Source organism: Cystobacter fuscus (genome assembly GCF_044360685.1).
In the GTDB taxonomy this organism is placed as follows: domain Bacteria; phylum Myxococcota; class Myxococcia; order Myxococcales; family Myxococcaceae; genus Cystobacter; species Cystobacter fuscus_C.
Genome location: NZ_CP043491.1, coordinates 1,689,510 through 1,708,842, shown reverse-complemented (window position 1 = coordinate 1,708,842; position 19,333 = coordinate 1,689,510). Strand labels below are relative to the sequence as shown.

General features: G+C 68.9%; 13 protein-coding genes. 8 read left to right on the top strand and 5 right to left on the bottom strand.

The window, feature by feature from the left end; translation table 11 throughout:
* The first annotated feature begins 11 nt into the window (after nucleotides 1–11).
* From nuoE to F0U63_RS07110, 7 genes are all read left to right on the top strand, one after another.
* Nucleotides 12–500 (top strand): NADH-quinone oxidoreductase subunit NuoE, encoded by a 489-nt coding sequence (gene nuoE / locus F0U63_RS07140; protein ID WP_395845028.1) that lies wholly within the window; start codon nucleotides 12–14, stop codon nucleotides 498–500.
* A gap of 26 nt (nucleotides 501–526) precedes the next feature.
* On the top strand, nucleotides 527–1,861 hold the full coding sequence (gene nuoF / locus F0U63_RS07135; protein WP_395845026.1) for an NADH-quinone oxidoreductase subunit NuoF: 1,335 nt from the start codon (nucleotides 527–529) through the stop codon (nucleotides 1,859–1,861).
* Complete coding sequence (locus F0U63_RS07130; protein ID WP_395845024.1) at nucleotides 1,858–2,370, top strand: NADH-quinone oxidoreductase subunit J; 513 nt, start codon at nucleotides 1,858–1,860, stop codon at nucleotides 2,368–2,370. The genes nuoF and F0U63_RS07130 overlap by 4 nt, the downstream gene beginning before the upstream one ends.
* A 62-nt stretch (nucleotides 2,371–2,432) precedes the next feature.
* Nucleotides 2,433–2,744, top strand: coding sequence for an NADH-quinone oxidoreductase subunit NuoK (gene nuoK, locus F0U63_RS07125; RefSeq protein WP_395845022.1), 312 nt, complete (start codon nucleotides 2,433–2,435; stop codon nucleotides 2,742–2,744).
* Between the two features lie 49 nt (nucleotides 2,745–2,793).
* Complete coding sequence (nuoL, locus tag F0U63_RS07120) at nucleotides 2,794–5,028, top strand: NADH-quinone oxidoreductase subunit L (RefSeq protein ID WP_395845020.1); 2,235 nt, start codon at nucleotides 2,794–2,796, stop codon at nucleotides 5,026–5,028.
* Complete coding sequence (locus tag F0U63_RS07115; protein ID WP_395845018.1) at nucleotides 5,025–6,704, top strand: NuoM family protein; 1,680 nt, start codon at nucleotides 5,025–5,027, stop codon at nucleotides 6,702–6,704. The genes nuoL and F0U63_RS07115 overlap by 4 nt, the downstream gene beginning before the upstream one ends.
* Before the next feature lie 16 nt (nucleotides 6,705–6,720).
* Complete coding sequence (locus F0U63_RS07110; protein WP_395845016.1) at nucleotides 6,721–8,280, top strand: NADH-quinone oxidoreductase subunit N; 1,560 nt, start codon at nucleotides 6,721–6,723, stop codon at nucleotides 8,278–8,280.
* A 2,569-nt stretch (nucleotides 8,281–10,849) separates the two neighbouring features.
* On the opposite strand, the gene F0U63_RS07105 is transcribed toward F0U63_RS07110, so the two are convergent.
* The 5 genes from F0U63_RS07105 to F0U63_RS07085 form a co-directional block, all read right to left on the bottom strand.
* On the bottom strand, nucleotides 10,850–12,235 hold the full coding sequence (locus F0U63_RS07105; protein ID WP_395848331.1) for a sigma-54-dependent transcriptional regulator: 1,386 nt from the start codon (nucleotides 12,233–12,235) through the stop codon (nucleotides 10,850–10,852).
* A gap of 44 nt (nucleotides 12,236–12,279) precedes the next feature.
* On the bottom strand, nucleotides 12,280–14,778 hold the full coding sequence (locus F0U63_RS07100) for an ATP-binding protein (protein ID WP_395845014.1): 2,499 nt from the start codon (nucleotides 14,776–14,778) through the stop codon (nucleotides 12,280–12,282).
* Nucleotides 14,775–16,691, bottom strand: coding sequence for a selenocysteine-specific translation elongation factor (gene selB, locus F0U63_RS07095; protein WP_395845012.1), 1,917 nt, complete (start codon nucleotides 16,689–16,691; stop codon nucleotides 14,775–14,777). Before selB ends, F0U63_RS07100 begins: the two co-directional genes overlap by 4 nt.
* Before the next feature lie 25 nt (nucleotides 16,692–16,716).
* Nucleotides 16,717–17,358 carry a phosphoribosyltransferase gene (locus tag F0U63_RS07090; RefSeq protein ID WP_395845010.1) on the bottom strand — a complete coding sequence of 214 codons (642 nt, stop codon included), beginning with the start codon at nucleotides 17,356–17,358 and terminating at the stop codon, nucleotides 16,717–16,719.
* Between the two features lie 94 nt (nucleotides 17,359–17,452).
* A complete protein-coding gene (locus F0U63_RS07085; protein WP_395845008.1) occupies nucleotides 17,453–18,352 on the bottom strand; it encodes an Hsp33 family molecular chaperone HslO in 900 nt (299 codons plus the stop codon).
* Between the two features lie 267 nt (nucleotides 18,353–18,619).
* Here F0U63_RS07085 and F0U63_RS07080 point away from each other — a divergent pair, with 267 nt between their 5' ends.
* Nucleotides 18,620–19,333, top strand: a complete 714-nt coding sequence (locus F0U63_RS07080) for a succinate dehydrogenase (protein WP_395845006.1) — start codon at nucleotides 18,620–18,622, stop codon at nucleotides 19,331–19,333.

Here is a 19,333-nt window from a genome sequence, read left to right as displayed (position 1 = left end):
AACCCCCCGCCATGGCGGAGTCCCTGTTCACCCCCGAAGAGCAGAAGAAGTTCGACACGGAGATCGCGGAGATCCTGTCGCACTATCCCGCGGACCGGAAGAGCGCCGCGATGCTTCCCGCGCTGCGATTGATGCAAGAGATCAAGGGGTGGCTGCCGCCCGAGGGCATCAAGCTCGTCGCGCAGGTGCTCGGTGTCACGCCGGAGCGCGCCTATGAGGTGGCGAGCTTCTACGTGATGTACCACCTGAAGAAGCCCGGCAAGTACGTCATCGACGTGTGCACCAACCTGCCCTGCGCGCTCCGGGGAGCCGAGAAGATGCTCGCCCACCTGGAGAACAAGCTCGGGTTGAAGGCCGGAGAGGCGAACGAGCGCTTCACCCTGCGCGAGACGGAGTGCCTGGCCTCGTGCGGCACCGCGCCGTGCCTGCAAATCAATGAGGACCACCACGAGAGCCTGTCGAGGGCCAAGCTCGACGAGCTGATCGACAAGCTCTCCTGACCTGCTCCATCAAGGAACCTGATTTCATGGCGACAACGGCATTCGAACCCGTCATCTCGACCGCCTGGGGCACGCCCCAGTCGTGGACGATGGACGCGTACAAGAAGCGCGGGGGCTACCAGGGCCTCACCAAGGCGCTGGAGCTGACGCCCGCGCAGATCATCGACGAGGTGAAGAAGTCCAACCTGCGCGGGCGCGGCGGGGCGGGCTTTCCCACCGGGCTCAAGTGGAGCTTCGTCCCCAAGGACAACCCCAAGCCGAAGTACCTCGCCGTCAACGGCGACGAGTCCGAGCCGGGGACCTTCAAGGACCGCAACATCCTCACGCATGACCCGCACATGCTGCTCGAGGGCATCGCCATCGCGGCCTACGCGCTCAACGTGCACACCTGCTACGTGTACCTGCGCGGCGAGTTCAAGTTCCCGGCGGAGCGGCTCAACCAGGCCATCAAGGAGGCGTACGCCGCGGGCATCTTCGGCAAGAGCCTGATGGGCAAGGACTACGCGCTGGACTGCTATCTGGTGCGCGGCGCGGGCGCCTACATCTGCGGCGAGGAGACGGCGCTGCTGGAGAGCCTCGAGGGCAAGAAGGGCTGGCCGCGGCTCAAGCCGCCCTTCCCGGCGGTGGTGGGCCTGTTCGGCTGCCCCACGGTGGTCAACAACGTGGAGACGCTCTCGAGCGTGCCGCACGTGTTCACCCGGGGCTCGGCCTGGTACGCGGGCCTGGGCACGGACAAGTCGGGCGGCACGCGCATCATGTGCCTGTCGGGCTCGGTGAACCGGCCGGGCGTGTACGAGGTGCCGCTGGAGACGACCTTCAACCAGCTCATCTTCGACGACAAGTACGGCCAGGGCCTGCCCGCGGGGCGCAAGGTCAAGGCGGTGATTCCGGGAGGCTCGTCGGCGCCCATCCTCAGCCCGGACGAGCTGGACATCGCCATGGAGTTCGAGGCGCTCAAGGTGAAGCAGAGCATGGCGGGCTCCGGCGGCGTCATCGTCATGGATGACACCACCTGCATGGTGCGCAGCCTGTGGCGCGTGGCGCGCTTCTACGCCGAGGAGTCGTGCGGCCAGTGCACGCCGTGCCGCGAGGGCACGCCGTGGCAGGCGCGCATCCTGCGCAAGATCGAGGAGGGCCGGGGCGAGCCGGGCGACGTGGAGCAGCTGAGCAACGTGGCCTCGTCCATCGCGCCCTACCCGCCCATCGGCCTGGGCAACACCATCTGCGCGCTGGGCGATGCCGCGGCGCTGCCGACGCATTCCTTCCTCATGCGCTTCCGCGACGAGTTCGAGGCGCACATCCGCGAGCACCGCTGCCCGTTCGGCGACAAGCCCTGGGGCGCGTTCGGAGACTGGTCTTGAGCATCGAGCACGTCCTCTTCGGAGTCTTCGCCCTGCTGACGGTGGTGTCGGCGGTGATGGTCATCGTCGCCAAGAGCCCCATCAGCTCCGCCATGTCGCTGGTGGCCACCTTCTTCTTCCTGGCCGGCATCTACGTGCTCTTGTGGGCGCACACCGTGGCGGTGCTGCAGGTGCTCGTCTACACGGGCGCCATCATGGTGCTCTTCCTCTTCGTCATCATGCTGCTCAACCTGGGCGAGTCGAGCACCCCGGGCCCCCGGGTGACGCTGGCGCGCGTGGCCGGAGGCGTGGCGGCGGCGGGACTGCTGGCGGTGCTGGTGACGGCCATCTGGCGCATCCCGTCGGCCAGCACGTTCACGGGCAGCCAGGCGATGAGCCAGGGCTTTGGCACCCTGGCGGTCATCGGCCAGACCATCTTCACCAAGTGGCTGCTGCCCTTCGAGGCCGTCAGCCTGCTGCTGCTGGTGGGCATGGTGGGCGCGGTGGTGGTGGCCAAGTCGCGGATTTGAGCGCGTCCCCTTCAACCCTCTGCTAGAAGGCGGGCCGCGTCCGCCCTCCTTCCCTCGGCGTCATGGTCCACTCCGTCGACATCAAGTACTACCTCGTCCTCGCCGCCATCCTGTTCTGCCTGGGCATGTTCGGCGTGCTGGTGCGCCGCAACGCCCTGGTGGTGTTCATGTGCGTGGAGCTGATGCTCAACGCGGCGAACCTGACGTTCTTGTCCTTCGCGCGGCTCAACGGGGACGCCACGGGCCACGTGTCCGCCTTCTTCGTGATCGCCGTCGCGGCGGCGGAGGCCTCCATCGGACTGGCCATCGTCATCGCCGTGTTCCGCAGCCGCGGCACCGTCAACATCGAAGAAATCCGGACCATGAAGCACTGACACGGTCCCCCTCCCCCTCCTTTTCCGCCCTACGAGAGCCCTCAGAGCAATGGATGCCCTCAAGTCATTCTTCATGACCGCGCCGGTGGAGCCCGCCGTCTTCGCGCAGTCGTTGTGGCTCATCATCGCGTTGCCGCTGCTGGGCGCGTTCGTGTGCGGCGTATTCGGCAAGAAGCTGGGCCGCGCCAACGTGCACCTCATCGCGTGCGCGATGGTGGCCGGCTCCTTCGCGCTGTCCGTGCTGGCCTTCTGGTGCGTCAACCACGCGCCGCAGGGCGGCACGCCGGTGGCCATGGAGAACGCCTTCTCCTCCAGCGCCCTGCGCTACTCGCTCGGGTATGACTACGGCATCTGGTTCGCCGCCGGTGACTTCCGGGTGAACCTGGGCCTGATGGTGGACCACCTGTCGGGCATCATGCTGCTGGTCATCACCGGCGTGGGCTTCCTCATCCACGTGTACTCCACGAGCTACATGGAGCACGACGAGAGCCCCTGGCGCTACTTCGCCTACCTCAACCTCTTCATCGCGGCGATGCTCACGCTGGTGCTCGCCGACAACCTCGTCCTGCTCTTCGTGGGCTGGGAGGGCGTGGGTCTCGCCAGCTACCTGCTCATCGGCTTCTGGTACACCGACGCGGCCAAGGCATGGGCGGGCCGCAAGGCGTTCATCGCCAACCGCATCGGCGACTTCGCCTTCCTCATCGGCTCCTTCCTCATCGTGTTGCTGGTGGGGGCGTTCAACAGCCAGGCGAACACGAGCAACTTCGCCTCGGGCATCAACGCCGAGGCCGCCCAGGCCCGCTTCCGCGAGGGCCTGGAGCTGAAGGGCCCGCTGACCTTCCAGGGGCTGGAGGTGATGGCCAACGCGGTGCCCGTCTCGAGCGACAAGGCGCCCAACGCGCTCACCCTGCAGACGCCCATCCAGGCGGGTCCGCTGGCGGGCCGCACCTTCGGCGGCGTGCTGACGGCGGCGCTGCTCTTGTTCCTCCTGGGCGCGGCGGGCAAGAGCGCCCAGTTCCCGCTGTACGTGTGGCTGCCGGACGCCATGGCCGGCCCCACGCCCGTCTCCGCCCTCATCCACGCGGCGACGATGGTGACCGCGGGCGTCTACCTGTTCTGCCGCATGAGCTACCTGCTGGTGCTCAGCCCCACGGCCATGCTGGTGGTGGCCAGCATCGGAGCCTTCACCGCCCTCATCGCGGCGCTCATCGCGTTCGCGCAGGACGACATCAAGAAGGTGCTCGCCTACTCCACGGTGTCGCAGCTCGGCCTGATGTTCATGGGCGTGGGCATGGGCATCTTCTGGGCGGCGGTGCTGCACCTGGTCACCCACGCCTTCTTCAAGGCCTGCCTCTTCCTGGGCGCCGGCAGCGTGATGCACGGCAACGGCGACGAGACGGACATCAAGAAGCTGGGCGGGCTGCGCCACGAGATGACGTGGACATGGTCCACCTTCCTCATCGCCACCCTGGCCATCACCGGCATCGCCCCCTTCTCCGGCTTCTTCTCCAAGGACGCCCTGCTGCACGGCGTGCACCACAACCACCTGCACGGCTTCGAGTCGGCCTCCACGCTGCTCTACGCGGTGGGGCTCCTCATCGCGGCGTGCACGGCCTTCTACATGACCCGCCTGTACGTGCTCACCTTCGAGGGCAAGCGCTCGGCCGAGGCGAAGACCGAGCACGCCCACGAGAGCTCCGGGTACATGACGGTGCCCCTGGTCATCCTGGCCATCCTGAGCGTGGTGTCGCTCGCGTACGCGCTGCCCCTCATGCCCAGCCGCAACGGCCCGCAGCCGGTGATGGAGAACTTCCTCGGCCCGGTGTTCGCCAGCGCCGAGCGCATCGCCCTGCGGGGCGCGCAGGTGACGCTGGACCACAGCCTGCCCACGATGGCCGACTACCTCATCGCCTGGGTCGTGGCGCTGGTGGGCGGCGCAGCGGCGGCGTTCGCCTACCTGAAGTACTACCCGAGCCGGGTGGGTCAGCCGGCGCCGGCGTTCGCCCGCGCGGTGCGCCGCTTCACGCAGAACAAGTTCTATGTGGATGAGGTCTACACCTTCCTGATCATCCGGCCGGTGAAGAACCTCGGTGTCCTGCTGTTCAAGCTGGTGGACACCATGCTCATCGACACAGTGTTGGTGCGCGGCACGGCGTGGGTCACGGCCCGCGTGGGCGGCGCGCTGCGCTACGCGCAGACGGGAGATGCCCAGGCCTATGCCGCGGTGATGGCCCTGGCCCTGCTCGGCGGTGCGGTTTACGCGATCATCCAGGTGCTGCAGTGAGCCTCTTCGACACCCATCTGCTCAACATCGTCGTCTACCTGCCACTGCTCTTCGTGGCGCTCCTGTGCCTGCTGCCCGCGGGTGAGCGCGGCCAGGTGCGCGCGGTCACGCTCATCGGCATGCTGGTGGACCTGGCGCTCGGCGTCTGGGCCTACCTGCGCTTCGAGCCCGCCGGTGCCGAGTTCCAGCTCGAGTACCGCGTGCGGTGGCTGGAGCAACTGGGCGTGAGCTACCACGTCGGCGTGGATGGCCTGTCCATCAGCCTCGTGCTGCTCACCGTGTTCATCGGGCCCCTGGTGGTGCTGGCGTCGCGCACGGCCATCACCGAGCGCGTGAAGGAGTTCCACATCGCCCTGCTGCTCTTGCAGGTGGCGATGATGGGCGCGCTGGTGTCGCTGGACGTGCTGCTCTTCTACGTCTTCTGGGAGGCCATGCTCATCCCCATGTACCTGCTGGTGGGGGTGTGGGGAGGCGAGGATCGCCAGGCGGCGGCGGTGAAGTTCTTCCTCTACACGCTGGCGGGCTCGCTGCTGATGCTGGTGGCCATCGTCGCCCTGTACTTCATCAGCGGCACGGGCAGCACCCGCTCCTTCGACTACGCGGCCATCTACAACAGCCTGGCGGATGCCAACCGGCAGCTCGCCACGTGCGGCGAGGACTGTGGACGGCTCACCGGCATGGCGGGCGCGCTGTACCGCTGGGGCCCCTGGATGTTCGCGGCCTTCGCGCTGGCGTTCGCCATCAAGGTGCCCATGTGGCCGCTGCACACCTGGCTGCCGGATGCCTACGTGCAGGCCCCCACCGGGGGCACCATCCTCTTGTCCGCGGTCATGGCGAAGATCGGCGTCTATGGCTTCTGGCGCTACGCCATCCCCTTCTTCCCCGCGGCGATGCACCAGGTGCGGCCCGTGCTGGCGGCGCTCGCGGTGGTGGGCATCGTCTACGGCGCGCTCATGTGCCTGGCACAGCGCGACATCAAGAAGCTCATCGCCTACTCGTCGGTGAGCCACCTGGGCTACTGCATGCTGGGCCTCGTGGCCCTCACCAGCGAGGGCGCCAGTGGAAGCGCCTACCAGATGCTCAACCACGGTGTGGCCACCGGCGCGCTCTTCCTCCTGTTCGGCCTGCTGCACGAGCGGCGGCAGACGCGCCTGATGTCCGACTACGGCGGCATCGCCAAGGTGGTGCCGGTGTACACGGCGGCCTTCCTCATCATGACCTTCTCGTCCGTGGCGGTGCCGGGCACCAACAGCTTCGTGGGCGAGTTCCTCGTGCTGCTGGGCACCTTCAAGAGCAACCTGGGCGTGGGCTTTGGCGTCTTCGCCACGCTGGGCGTCATCCTGGGCGCGGCGTACATGCTGTGGATGGTGCAGAAGGTCTTCTTCGGGCCCCTCACCCACCGCGACAACCAGAACCTGACGGACCTCAACGCGCGCGAGCTCGTCACGGTGCTGCCCTTCCTGGTGCTCGTGGTCGTCATGGGTCTCAAGCCCCAGCCCTTCCTCGACCGCATCAACCCCGCCACCGAGCGCTTCGTCAGCCGCGCCAGCCTGGGCGCGCCCGGCAGCCAGGTTCAGCCCGTCGACGTGCGCATCAACGTGATGGGCCTGCCCCCCTCCGGCGAGGCCGCCGCCCCTCATGCCCAGCCGGCGGGTCCGCTCGCCGACCGGCGCTAGCCGAAAGCCTTCCATCATGAACCTGCCCACCCTCACCTCGGCAGACTTCCTTCCCCTGATTCCCGCGTTCATCCTGGTGCTGGGCGCGTGCATCCTGCTGCTCTCGGAGGTGTTCCTCTCCGCGAGCTCCACCCGCGGCTACCAGGCCGTGCTGGCCAGCATCACGGCCGTCATCGCCGGCGGCGTGTCGCTGCAGCTCTTGTTCGAGCCCGCGCGCGAGGTGTTCCTCGGCTTCGGCGCGTTGGATCCCTTCTCCAGCTTCCTGACCTTCATCGTCTGTGTGTCGCTGGCGCTGGCCACGCTCACCTCGGCGGGCTTCCTGCGCCGCCGGGGCGCCGAGCGCGGTGAGTTCTACGCGCTGATGCTCTTCGCGGGCGCGGGCATGAGCCTGTTGGGCCTGTCCAACGAGCTCATCACCGTCTTCGTCAACATCGAGGTGCTGTCCATCTCCACGTACGCGCTCACGAGCTTCCTGCGGCGTGGCACGCGGCCGAGCGAGGCGGGCTTCAAGTACTTCATCCTCGGCGCCTTCTCCTCCGCGGTGCTGCTCTACGGCGCGGCGCTCCTGTACGGCGCCACGGGCACCACGCTGCTGTCGAACATGGCGCAGCCGCTGCGCGACGCGATGGAGTCCCACGCGGCGCTCGTCTACGCGGGCGCGGTGCTGGTGGCCGCGGGCTTCGCCTTCAAGGTGGCCGCAGTGCCCTTCCACATGTGGACGCCGGACGTCTACGAGGGCGCGCCCACTCCCGTCACCGCGCTCATGAGCGCGGGAGTGAAGGCCGCCGCCTTCGTGGCGCTCGTGCGCGTGTTCGTCACCGTGGGCAGCGGCATCAACGGCAAGCTGCCCTTCGCCCTGTTCTCCACGCTGGCGTTGCTCACCATGGTGGGCGGCAACCTGCTCGCCATCCCGCAGCGCAACGTCAAGCGCATGCTGGCCTACTCCTCCATCGCCCACGCCGGCTATCTGATGCTGGGCGTGGCCGCCCTCTTCGTCGTGCAGCCCGGCCAGCAGTTCGAGCTGCTCGGGCCCACGTCGCTCACCGGCGCCAGTGTCGAGGCCACCGCGCGCGTCGAGGCCCTGCGCAGCATCCTCTTCTACCTGCTCGCCTACGCCGTCACCGCGATTGGCGCCTTCGGCATCGTCTCCCTCCTGGAGCGCCGCGAGGACGAGGAGCGGGGCACCGCGTGGGACCTGGAGCGCCTGAGCGGACTGGCCCAGCGCCGGCCGGGTTGGGCCTTCGCGATGGCCGCCTTCATGCTGTCGCTCGCCGGCATTCCGCCCACCGTCGGCTTCATCGGCAAGCTCCTGCTCTTCCGCGCCGCGGTGGACGTGGGCCTCGTCGGGCTCACCATCGTCGCGGTGCTCTCCAGCGCGGCCGGCGCCTATTACTACCTGCGCGTGGTCGTCTACATGTACATGCGCCCGGTCCCCGAGGGCGCCCACCCGCTGGAGCGGGCCTGGATGACGGAGCTGGTGCTCATCATCTCCACCGCCGCCGTGGTGCTGCTGGGCATCCTGCCCGGGCCCCTCACCGAGTGGATCACCCAGGCCGGCAGCCTGCTCAACCGCTGAAGTCGCACGGCTTCCGGTTCACCCACGCCCGGGCGGCTCACGCCCGGGCGTTTTCGTTCCGGCACTCGAGCGCGCGGCCGGACGCCGTTTCCCCGTTCCGCACCGCCCGGACACCGCGGAGCCGTCAGACGCCACAGTGAGGGCGTGAACGGATGCGAGGGGAATCGATCCAGCTTGGCGCCAATCCGACGAAAGGCGTCCACCACGGGCAGACCCCGCCAACAGCCTCACCTCGAGCACCAGGAAGGGCCGGAGCAGCGCGGGTGAATGAGCCCTCCACGGCAAACCCAGGAGCGATGAAAAGAAGACGGCCCGGAGCCCTCAGAAAGGGCTACCGGGCCGCGGGTTCTTCTCAGGAAGCCATCTGGAGGGCTGAAGGCGGTGGGGGGGAACCTCCTTCGACCAGCTCCGACATGCTCCGAGTCCATGCTTTAGCACTCCCCATGCCATCTCCGCGCTCCACCGAAACACCAAGGATTCCAGTGGGTTGGCTTCCAGGGGGAAGGCACGGGCGCCGGGCTGCTTTCAGCCCTGCATTGCAGCCCTGCAATCGCCTTTCACATGTGAAAAGCCCCCAGCCCTTCTCTCCCGGGAGGCAGGGCTCCACCTGGCGGCCAAGGCCCAAAAAAGAAGACGGCCCGGAGCCCTCAGAAAGGGCTACCGGGCCGCGGGTTCTTCTCAGGAAGCCATCTGGAGGGCTGAAGGCGGTGGGGGGGAACCTCCTTCGACCAGCTCCGACATGCTCCGAGTCCATGCTTTAGCACTCCCCATGCCATCTCCGCGCTCCACCGAAACACCAAGGATTCCAGTGGGTTGGCTTCCAGGGGGAAGGCACGGGCGCCGGGCTGCTTTCAGCCCTGCATTGCAGCCCTGCAATCGCCTTTCACATGTGAAAAGCCCCCAACCCTTCTCTCCCGGGAGGCGGGGCTCCACCTGGCGGTCAAGGCCCAAAAAGAAGACGGCCCGGAGCCCTCAGAAAGGGCTACCGGGCCGCGGGTTCTTCTCAGGAAGCCATCTGGAGGGCTGAAGGCGGTGGGGGGGAACCTCCTTCGACCAGCTCCGACATGCTCCGAGTCCATGCTTTAGCACTCCCCATGCCATCTCCGCGCTCCACCGAAACACCAAGGATTCCAGTGGGTTGGCTTCCAGGGGGGAGGCACAGGCGCCGGGCTGCTTTCAGCTCTGCATTGCAGCCCTGCAATCGCCTTTCACATGTGAAAAGCCCCCAACCCTTCTCTCCCGGGAGGCGGGGCTCCACCTGGCGGCCAAGGCCCAAAAAGAAGACGGCCCGGAGCCCTCAGAAAGGGCTACCGGGCCGCGGGTTCTTCTCAGGAAGCCATCTGGAGGGCTGAAGGCGGTGGGGGGGAACCTCCTTCGACCAGCTCCGACATGCTCCGAGTCCATGCTTTAGCACTCCCCATGCCATCTCCGCGCTCCACCGAAACACCAAGGATTCCAGTGGGTTGGCTTCCAGGGGGAAGGCACGGGCGCCGGGCTGCTTTCAGCCCTGCATTGCAGCCCTGCAATCGCCTTTCACATGTGAAAAGCCCCCAGCCCTTCTCTCCCGGGAGGCAGGGCTCCACCTGGCGGCCAAGGCCCAAAAAAGAAGACGGCCCGGAGCCCTCAGAAAGGGCTACCGGGCCGCGGGTTCTTCTCAGGAAGCCATCTGGAGGGCTGAAGGCGGTGGGGGGGAACCTCCTTCGACCAGCTCCGACATGCTCCGAGTCCATGCTTTAGCACTCCCCATGCCATCTCCGCGCTCCACCGAAACACCAAGGATTCCAGTGGGTTGGCTTCCAGGGGAGAGGCACGGGCGCCGGGCCGCTTTCAGCTCTGCATTGCAGCCCTGCAATCGCCTTTCACATGTGAAAAGCCCCCAACCCTTCTCTCCCGGGAGGCGGGGCTCCACCTAGCGGTCAAGGCCCAAAAAGAAGACGGCCCGGAGCCCTCAGAAAGGGCTACCGGGCCGCGGGTTCTTCTCAGGAAGCCATCTGGAGGGCTGAAGGCGGTGGGGGGGAACCTCCTTCGACCAGCTCCGACATGCTCCGAGTCCATGCTTTAGCACTCCCCATGCCATCTCCGCGCTCCACCGAAACACCAAGGATTCCAGTGGGTTGGCTTCCAGGGGGAAGGCACGGGCGCCGGGCTGCTTTCAGCCCTGCATTGCAGCCCTGCAATCGCCTTTCACATGTGAAAAGCCCCCAACCCTTCTCTCCCGGGATGCCGGTGGGATCAGCTCCCGAGGCCCGAAAAGAAGGCGGCCCGGAACCCTCGAAGAGGGTACCGGGCCGCGGGTTCTTCTAAAGGAAACACACCGGAGACACTGAAGCGGTGGGGGGGAACCTCTTCAGCGCCACATCAGCGCATTCTGACTTCAACCTTTAGCACGCTGCATGCCAGCCCGCCCGCCAGTTCAAAGCCCTGTTATTTCAAGGGTTTGAACAGAGGTGCCTCCCCGGGGAACGCCCTTGTGCATTGCACGGCTGCAATGCGTTTTCAGCGCTGCAAATCCGCTGTCATCCCGGGGGGTTCCAGTTTTCATCATTGAACGGCCCTTGCAGCTCCGCCCTCACTCCCGATGTTCTCCTCCAGGTGGACGGAGGTTGAGGCGCTTCATCTTCCGCCACAACGTGGTGGAGGAAACGGCCAACTCCTCGGCCACTCGGCCCAGATCCATCGCGTAGCGCTCCAAGGCCTGGGCGATGGCCCGGCGCTCGGCCTCTTCCACCGCCTCGGCCAGCGTGGGGACGCGGGAGCTGACATCCGTGGTGAGCGGCGCGGGCGGCGCATCCAGGGCCCCACCCACCCGGGTGAGGGGCCGCAGGGGAAAGTCCTCCGGAAGCAGCTCCTCACCCTCGGACAGCGCCGCCGCCTGCTCCACCAGGTTCTCCAACTCCCGGACGTTGCCCGGGAAGTGGTGGCCCATCAGGTGCTCCACCGCCGCCGCCGACAGGCGCTTGGGGTTGGGGCTGCGCGCATTGGCGCGCTTGAGGAAGTGCTCGGCCAGCGCGGGCACGTCCTCCAGACGCTCGCGCAGCGGAGGCACCCGCAGGGTCACCACGTTGAGCCGGTAGTAGAGATCCTGCCGGAAGCGCTTCTCCTGAACCTCCAGCTCGATGTCCCGGTTGGTGGCGGCCACGATGCGCACGTCCACCTTCACCGCGGTGGACTCGCCCACGCGCCGCACCTCGCCGTCCTGCAACGTGCGCAGCAGCTTGGACTGGAAGGCGGGCGTCGTCTCCGTCACCTCGTCGATGAAGAGCGTGCCCCCGTCCGCCTCCTCCACCAGACCCCGGCGGGCCCGCACCGCGCCGGTGAAGGCGCCCTTGGCGTGGCCGAACAGCTCGCTCTCCAGCAGCGACTCGGAGATGGCGGCGCAGTTGACGGGCACGAAGGGCATCCCCTTGCGCCGGCTGTGCGCGTGCACCGCGCGCGCGACGAGCTCCTTGCCCGTGCCGCTCTCGCCCTGCACCAGCACCGTGGCGTCACTCTGCGCCACGCGCACCAGCCGCGACGTCAGCTCGAGCATCGCCGGACTGCGGCCCACCAGCGCGCTCAAGCCGTGACGCTCGTTGAACTCGCCCGCCAGCATGTCCACCGTGGCCTGCAGTCGCGCCCGCTCCTGCGCCCGCTCCACCCGGTAGCGCAGCTCCCCTTCCTTGAAGGGCTTGGTGACGTAGTCGAACGCCCCCTGGCGCATGGCCTCCACGGCGCTCTCGATGGAGCCAAACGCCGTCATCATGATGACCTGCAGGCGAGGCGACACCTCCAGCGCCTTCTTGAGCAGGGTGAGCCCATCCATGGGCTCCATCTTGAGGTCGGTCAGCATCAGCTCCACGCGGCCGCCCGACAGGATCTGCAGTGCCTCCTCGCCCGTGGCGGCCTCGAGCACGAAGTAGCCCTCGGAGCGCAGGAGCAGCGCGGTGGTGGCGCGCATGTTGCACTGGTCATCCACCACCAGGATGCGGCCACGGGGAAGGGTAGTCGTCGATGGGTCTGTCACGGCGGACTCGTCGGCTGGTTGAGGGGGAGACGGATGGAGAAGGTCGTGCCACGGCCCGGAGTGCTCTCCAGGGAGAGCTCCCCGTGGTGCTCCTCGATGATGCGTTTGACCACCGCGAGCCCCAGGCCGGTGCCCTGGGCCTTGGTGGTGAAGAAGGGCTCGAAGACGCGGTGGAGGAGTTCGGTGGGAATGCCGCACCCCTGGTCCACCACGTCGATGCGCAAGAGCTCCCGGTCCTCATGCAGCTCGCGGCGGGCGAGCACCCGCACCCCGCCGCCCTGGGGCATCGCCTGCATGGCGTTGATCAGCATGTTGATGAGCACCTGGCGGATGTGGCGCCGATCCAACGGCACCCGGGGCAGCTGCGGTTCCACCTCGATGGAGGGCGTGATGTGGCTCGGGCTGCCCTGCTGCTTCCACGCCGCCTCCACCGCGTCCTGCAGCATGCGCGACACGTCCTCGAGCTGGCGGATGGGCTCGCGCGGCCGCGTGTAGTCGAGCAGATCGCTCACCATGCGATCCAACCGGTCACTCTCCTCGGCGAGGATGTCCAGGAGCATGGCCGTGTCGCCATCCGGCTTGAGCAGGTGGCGCAGCGACGCCACGGCGTTGAAGATGGCGCCCAGGGGATTGCGCACCTCGTGGGCCACGATGGCCGACAGCTCGCCCAGGGCCGCCAGGCGCTCGCGCTTGACCATCTCCGCGCGCGCGGCGGCCAGCTCCGCGTAGGACGCCCACAGCGACTCGTACAGACGCGCGTTGGTGATGGCCAGGGCGATCTGCCCGCACGTGGCCTCGGCCAGTTCGATGAACGCCGTGGGGAAGATCCGGGGCCGGCGGGTATCGTCCAGCAACACCACGCCGATGAGCTGCTCGCGCGAGGTGAGCGGCAAGGCCAGCATCGCCTTCTCCCCGAGCTGCTGCACGAGCGTGCGCCGCCCGAGGCCCTGGGCCTTCGACAGGTCCGGCACGGCGATGGACCGGCGCTCGCGCGCCACGCGCGCCGTGAGACTCTCGGGGTCATCCACCGGCACCACCAGGCCCCGGAAGAAATCCCGATGACTGGCGGAAGCCGCGGCCCCCCGCAGCACCCCCGCCTGCTCGTCATGCAGGAGGATGAAGCAGTTGGAGACGTCCAACAGCTTGACGAGGAAGTCCGAGGCCACGTCCAGGATGCTCGCCACCTCCAACGTGGCGGCGGTGGTGCGCGCCAGATCCAACAGCAGGCGCGAATCGGTGAGCTGGCGCGCGGACTCGGCGCGCAGGCGGCGCTGCTCCAGCAACATCATCAACAGCTCGGCCAGCGTGGCCAGCAGCCGCAGCTCCTCCGCGCTGAAGGGATGGTCCGCGCCGCGCAGCACCTGCAAGAGCCCCCCGGGCTGACCTCCCTGCAACAGCGGCACCGCCGCGCTCCGGACCAGACGGCCCGCGGACAGCGCGCTCCACTCGCGCTCCTCCGCCTCGCTGGAGAGCATCACGCCCCGAGCCGGCATCTCCGTCGACAGCCACTCCCCCCGCGGCCTGGGGAGCGCCTCCACCAGGGCCGGCGCCAGACCCACCTGCGCCACGAGCCCGAAGGGCCCCTCCGGCGAGTCCGACCCGTACAACACCACGGCCTCGGCGCCCACCAGCAGCGACAGCCGCGCGAGGAAATCCTCGGGCGAGGGAGGCTCGGGCAGCGCGACGAAGCGCGCCACCTCGGCCACGGACGACAGCTCCCAGCGGCTGCGCTCCACGTCCGCCAACAGCCGCGCGTCGGTGAGCGCCGCCCCCACCACCTTGGCGAAGAGCTCCAGCACCGGCCCGTACGAGGGCCGCACCTGCGAGCCCGCCACCCACAACACCTCCGGCGACGGAGTGCCCAGCGCGAGGTAGACGGCCGTGGACTCATTCTCGAAGTGGCCGAAGACGGGGCGTGCCTCGGACAGCGCCCGCTGGGCGAGCACCTCCTCGAGTCCCTCGAAGGGGCTGAAGCGCTCCCCGTCCCGCACCAGGAAGCGCGCGGCGAGCCCCACCCCCTCGAAGCCCTCCAGGGCGATGCGCCGCACCGCCTCCTCGGAGCGCGCCGCGACGAGCTTCGCGGACGTCTCCACCAGGCGCTCGGCCATCTCCAGCTCGTTCGGACGATCGCCCAGCACCAGGTGGTTGCACAGCAGCGCGAAGCCACTGCCCTCCAGCTCCACCTCCTGCACGTGCACCGCCAGCTCCCGCGGCCCCACGCCCGGACGCGCCGGGAGCACGTAGCGCCGGGGATCGCTCTCCGCCAGCATCCCCTGCTCGCGCAGGCGGTAGCGCGTGCGCAGCCTCGCCAGGTCCTCCGGGTGGAGGAAGTCGAAGAAGGAGCGGCCCTCGACCTGCTCGCGCGCCAACCCGTGCATCTCCAGGTAGGCGTCGTTGGCCATCCGGATCCGACCATCCTGGACCACGGAGATGGGATTGGTGAAGTTGTCGATGAGGCTGCGCAGGGTCGCCTCGTTGTAGAGATTCCTCGTCATGCGCGCCGCAACACCCGTTTCTCTCCGACACGAAGCGTGACCTTCTCGCGATCGAAGTACTCCGAGAGGGGAATGACGAACTTCCGGCTCTGCCCCACCAACTCCTTGAACGCCTGGGTGGAAATGTCGCTCTTGTCGCGCAGGTAGGCAACGAGCCTCTCCTTGAGACCGGCCAGCGCGCCCGCGTCGAAGTAGAGTTCCTCACTCACCCCCACCACCCGGCCCTCCGCCACCGCCACCCGCAGCAGCTCCCTCACCCGGGGCACGGGCAGGCGCAGCCGCTCGGCCAGCTCGTTGAGCGTGGGCGGAGCGAGCCCCGCCGCGCCCAGGTCCGCCACCAGCCGCGTGCGCGCCGCGTCCTCATCCAAGGACAACGTGCGGCCCCGCCCCACCCGCCTCACCGTCTCGCGCTCCACCTCCACCTTGCCCGCCTCCACCAACGTCTGCACCAGCCGGGAGAACACCCGGGCCTCCAGTTCGCCCGACAGGCGCTGGCGCAGCTCCTCCCTCGACAGCCCCTCACGCAAGGGCTCGCGCTCATGGAAGGCGTCGAGCAGCGCCAGGGCCCTCGCCCGCATTCCCTCGAACACCTCGCCCGACAGGTACAGCCGCCGCTCCTTGTCCACCAGCAGCGCCGCGCCCCGCGCGCCGAGCGTCTCCAGTACCCGCGACAGCACCCGGGACGCCAGGGCGGAGCGGGCGAAGAGCTCCTTCCAGGTGAGGCCCCGGTAGCCCGCCTGTCTCAAGAGCCACGCCACCTGGGTGCCCGGGTCCGCCTCCAGCAGCGGCGCCACCACCCCGGCCCCGCCCTTGCGCCGGCGCGGAGGCGAGATGGACAGCACCCGTCCCCCAGCCAACGTGGCACCCCGGCCCGGCAGCGCGCGCGGGCCCCGGAGGATGAAGCGCTGGCCGGGCAGCGCCGCCACGGGCGTCGCCAGCCGCAGCTGCGCGAGCCCCGTCTCGCCCGGCTCCAACCGCTCCAGGTCCAACAGGGCCACCGTGGCCTCCGTCTGCGCCGTGCCCAGGTGCAAGAGGAGCTTGCGGCGCCGGGGCAGCGCCTCGGGCGCCGCGGCCAACAGGCTCAGCTCCACATCCAACATGGACGTCTCGGACACCTCGCCCGCGTGCACCAGCACCGCGCCCCGCTCGATGGCCTCGGCCTCCACGCCCACGAGATTCACCGCCGCGCGCTGCCCGGCCACCACCCGTGGCACGCCCTCACCATGCCGCTGCACCCCCCGCACGCGCCAGGGTCCGGCGAGTCCCGGCAGCAGGGACACCGAGTCCTCCGCCGCGAACGCCCCCGACAAGAGCGTGCCCGTCACCACCGTGCCAAAGCCCTTCAAGCTGAAGGCCCGGTCCACCGGCAGCAAGGCGGGGCCGTCCACGCCACGCGCGGGCACGTCCCGGGCGGCCTCGACGAGCGCGGCCCGCAGCGCCTCGAGCCCCTCGCCCGTGCGCGACGAGACGGGCACCACGGGACGGCCCTCGAGGAAGGTGCCCGCCACCAGCGTGGCCACGTCCGCGTCCACCAGCGCGCGCCACTCCGCGCCCAGCCCCGGAAGCAGATCCGCCTTGGTGAGCGCCACCACCCCGGCCTTCACGCCCAGCAGCCGGCAGATGTCCAGGTGCTCGCGCGTCTGGGGCATCACCCCCTCGTCCGCCGCCACCACCAGCACCGCCAGGTCCACCCCGCCGGCCCCCGCCGCCATCGCCTTCACGAAGCGCTCATGGCCGGGCACGTCCACCACGCCCGCCACCTGCCCCTCGCCCAACGCGAGGTGCGCGAAGCCCAGCTCCAGGGTGATGCCCCGGCGCTTCTCCTCCTTCAGCCGATCCGTGTCGATCCCGGTGAGCGCCTTGACCAGGGACGTCTTGCCGTGATCGATGTGCCCCGCGGTGCCGATGATCATCGCGCTCCGCGCCCCCCCGCGGCCTTCACGCCCCCGCCTTGTCCGGGTCCACGTCGAAGCGCCCGTCCTCGGCGACGTCCTCGTAGTCCCACGGAAAGACGACCAGGGCGTCGGTGGACAGCGCGCAGAAGTCCGGCTCGAAGCCATCCGGCCGGGACACCAGCGCCGCGGTGTGCACCTCCCGGGCGCCCACCTTGCGCGCCAGCGCCATGGCCAGCGCCAGCGTGTCGCCGCTGGACGCCACGTCGTCCACGATGAGCACCCGCTTGCCCTTGAGCTCGCGCGGCATCTCCCCGCTCAGCTTCGGCTTGGCCTGGCCCTTGTCCCGGCTGCGGCGGCTGATGCGGACCGGGAAGAACTCGGCGCCCAGGGCGCTCGACAGCGCTCCGCCCACGAACACGCCCCCATGCGCCACGCCCACCACGGCCGTGGGCGAGTACGACTGGCGGATGGCGAGCGCGAGCGTCTGCACGGCGCGATCGAACTGCGCCCACGTCAGCTCCTGCACCTGGGTCCTGGCACGCGACTGGTCGCGTCCGGTGGCATGACGGGGGGCTTCCACCTGGGGCGCGAGCACCACGTCGGGTGGAATGGAGACGAGTTTCTCCACCTGTTTCTGGGAGGGCTTGCCCTTGGTGACCTTGGGTGTTGCCCGCTTGGTGGCCACGGCGCGGACTCCAGTGTGAGAGGCGGGGCCCGCGTCATACCCCGGGCCGTGCGCTGCCGCCACTCCCGGCAGCAAACCCCGCCCGCCTCCTCGCTCAGCTCGTGGAAGCCTCCATCTCCCCGAGCAGGCCCTGAATCTCCTCCCCGGTGATGACGTAGTGCATCGTGCAGAAGTGGCAGTCCGCCTCGGCCTTGCCATCCGTGGCGAGGATGTCCTCCAGCTCCGCCCGGCCCAGGGTCGTCAGCGCGCGCTTGACCCGGTCCTTGCTGCAACTGCACGTGAAGGACACCGGGTAGCGCGACATCACCTCCAGGTCCGGCTGGGACACCAGCGCCTTGAGCAGCGCGCCCGTGCCCTGGGCGGCGTGCGCCCGGACCGCGAGCTCGAAGTCCCGGGCGAGCCGGTCCCCCAGCTCCCGGAAGGCCTCCATGTCCCCCTGCGGCAGCGGCTGCAGGAGCATGCCCGCCACCAGTCCCAGCGGCTCGGGCTGCTCGCCCTGGGACAGCGGCTGCACGGAGAGGTAGACGCGTGTGGGGAGCTGATCCGAGATGCGGAAGTAGCGCTCCAAGTCCCGCCCCAGGTCGAAGCTCTCCAGTTCCACCGCCGAGCGGTACTGCTCGCCGCCCCCCAGGTCGCGCAGCACGGACAAAAAGCCCTTGTTCCCGAGCGCCGGACGCCAGTGGTACTCGCCCTCGGCGCCCACGTGCGACACGAGGGGATTCTTGGCGTAGCCCCGCACCACCCCCGCCCCGTCCCCATCCACGAAGAGGCCGCGCAGGGGGCCATCGCACTCCACCTGGAGGTTGATGCGCGAGTCATTCTTCTGCAACGAGCCGAGCAGGGCCCCGGCGGTGAGGGCCTGCGCCATCAGCGAGGCCGACGCCGACGCCGAGCGGTGCAGCTCGCGCGCCCGGCGGGCCAGGTCACTCGTGGTGACGAGCACCACGCGCAGGTCGGTCTCCTTCAACAAGCCACTGACGAGTTCATCGGCCATGAGAGGCAATAGCCTGCCGCCCCCGGAGGCGCTCGCCAATGACAATGCGCACCCGGGCGCTCCCCCGGTGGCCCCCCCGCCAGGGACCCGGACAGCGGGACCGGACCCAGTCATCACCCCCGCTGATACCTCCCGGTTACCGCCCTGTGCCCGGGAGGTGTCTTCCCATGGCGGAAAATCCTACCCCGGCCCCGGGACGGGCTATAACGCCCCGTCCGACTGACTTCCTGGCGCGACCCCCCAGGCCGCGCGACGTCCGGAGTTCCGATGAGCACCCAAGCCGCTGCCGCCGACGCCCTCCCCCAGAAGACGCCCTTCATCCAGTCCCGTCTGGGCTCGTTCCTCGCCGTGGTGCCGCTGAGCATCTGGGTGGTGAACCACCTGTGGGACAACCTCGCCGCCTTCCAGGGCGCCCAGGCCTGGCAGTCCGCGGTGACCGAGTACAAGCACCCGTACTCGATGATCTTCACCTTCATCATCGTGCTGCTGCCGCTGCTCATCCACACCGCGTGGGGCGTGGCGCGGCTGTTCAGCTTCCGGCCCAACCTGGGCGCCTACCCCAACTACGGCAACCTCAAGTACATCCTCCAGCGCGCCGCGGCCGTGGGCGTGCTCGGCTTCCTCGGCGCCCACATCTGGCTGGCCTTCCTCCAGCCGCGGCTGGTGCACGGCGCGGCCGAGCCCTTCGCCGTCATCGCCTACGAGATGCACTGGCACCTGCCCACCATCATCGTCTACACGCTGGGCATCCTCGGCACCGCGTACCACCTGGCCAACGGCCTCCAGGGCTTCGCCATGGGCTGGGGCCTGCTGGCCAGCGAGCGCTCCATGCGCCGCTTCGAGCCGTGGTCCATCGGCCTCTTCTTCGTGCTGCTCGCCATGGGCTGGGGCGTGCTCTTCGCCATGTACCAGGCCGGCGGCACCGAGGCCGTCATCCAGGCGCGCAACGCCATCGTCCAGACCAAGGGCGACATGCACTGA

Coding starts and splice junctions, on each gene's coding strand:
- F0U63_RS07100 (WP_395845014.1), bottom strand. CDS start 14,778: ATGACGAGGAATCTCTACAACGAGGCGACCCTGCGCAGCCTCATCGAC.
- F0U63_RS07085 (WP_395845008.1), bottom strand. CDS start 18,352: ATGGCCGATGAACTCGTCAGTGGCTTGTTGAAGGAGACCGACCTGCGC.
- F0U63_RS07080 (WP_395845006.1), top strand. CDS start 18,620: ATGAGCACCCAAGCCGCTGCCGCCGACGCCCTCCCCCAGAAGACGCCC.
- selB (WP_395845012.1), bottom strand. CDS start 16,691: ATGATCATCGGCACCGCGGGGCACATCGATCACGGCAAGACGTCCCTG.
- nuoF (WP_395845026.1), top strand. CDS start 527: ATGGCGACAACGGCATTCGAACCCGTCATCTCGACCGCCTGGGGCACG.
- nuoL (WP_395845020.1), top strand. CDS start 2,794: ATGGATGCCCTCAAGTCATTCTTCATGACCGCGCCGGTGGAGCCCGCC.
- nuoK (WP_395845022.1), top strand. CDS start 2,433: ATGGTCCACTCCGTCGACATCAAGTACTACCTCGTCCTCGCCGCCATC.
- F0U63_RS07110 (WP_395845016.1), top strand. CDS start 6,721: ATGAACCTGCCCACCCTCACCTCGGCAGACTTCCTTCCCCTGATTCCC.
- nuoE (WP_395845028.1), top strand. CDS start 12: ATGGCGGAGTCCCTGTTCACCCCCGAAGAGCAGAAGAAGTTCGACACG.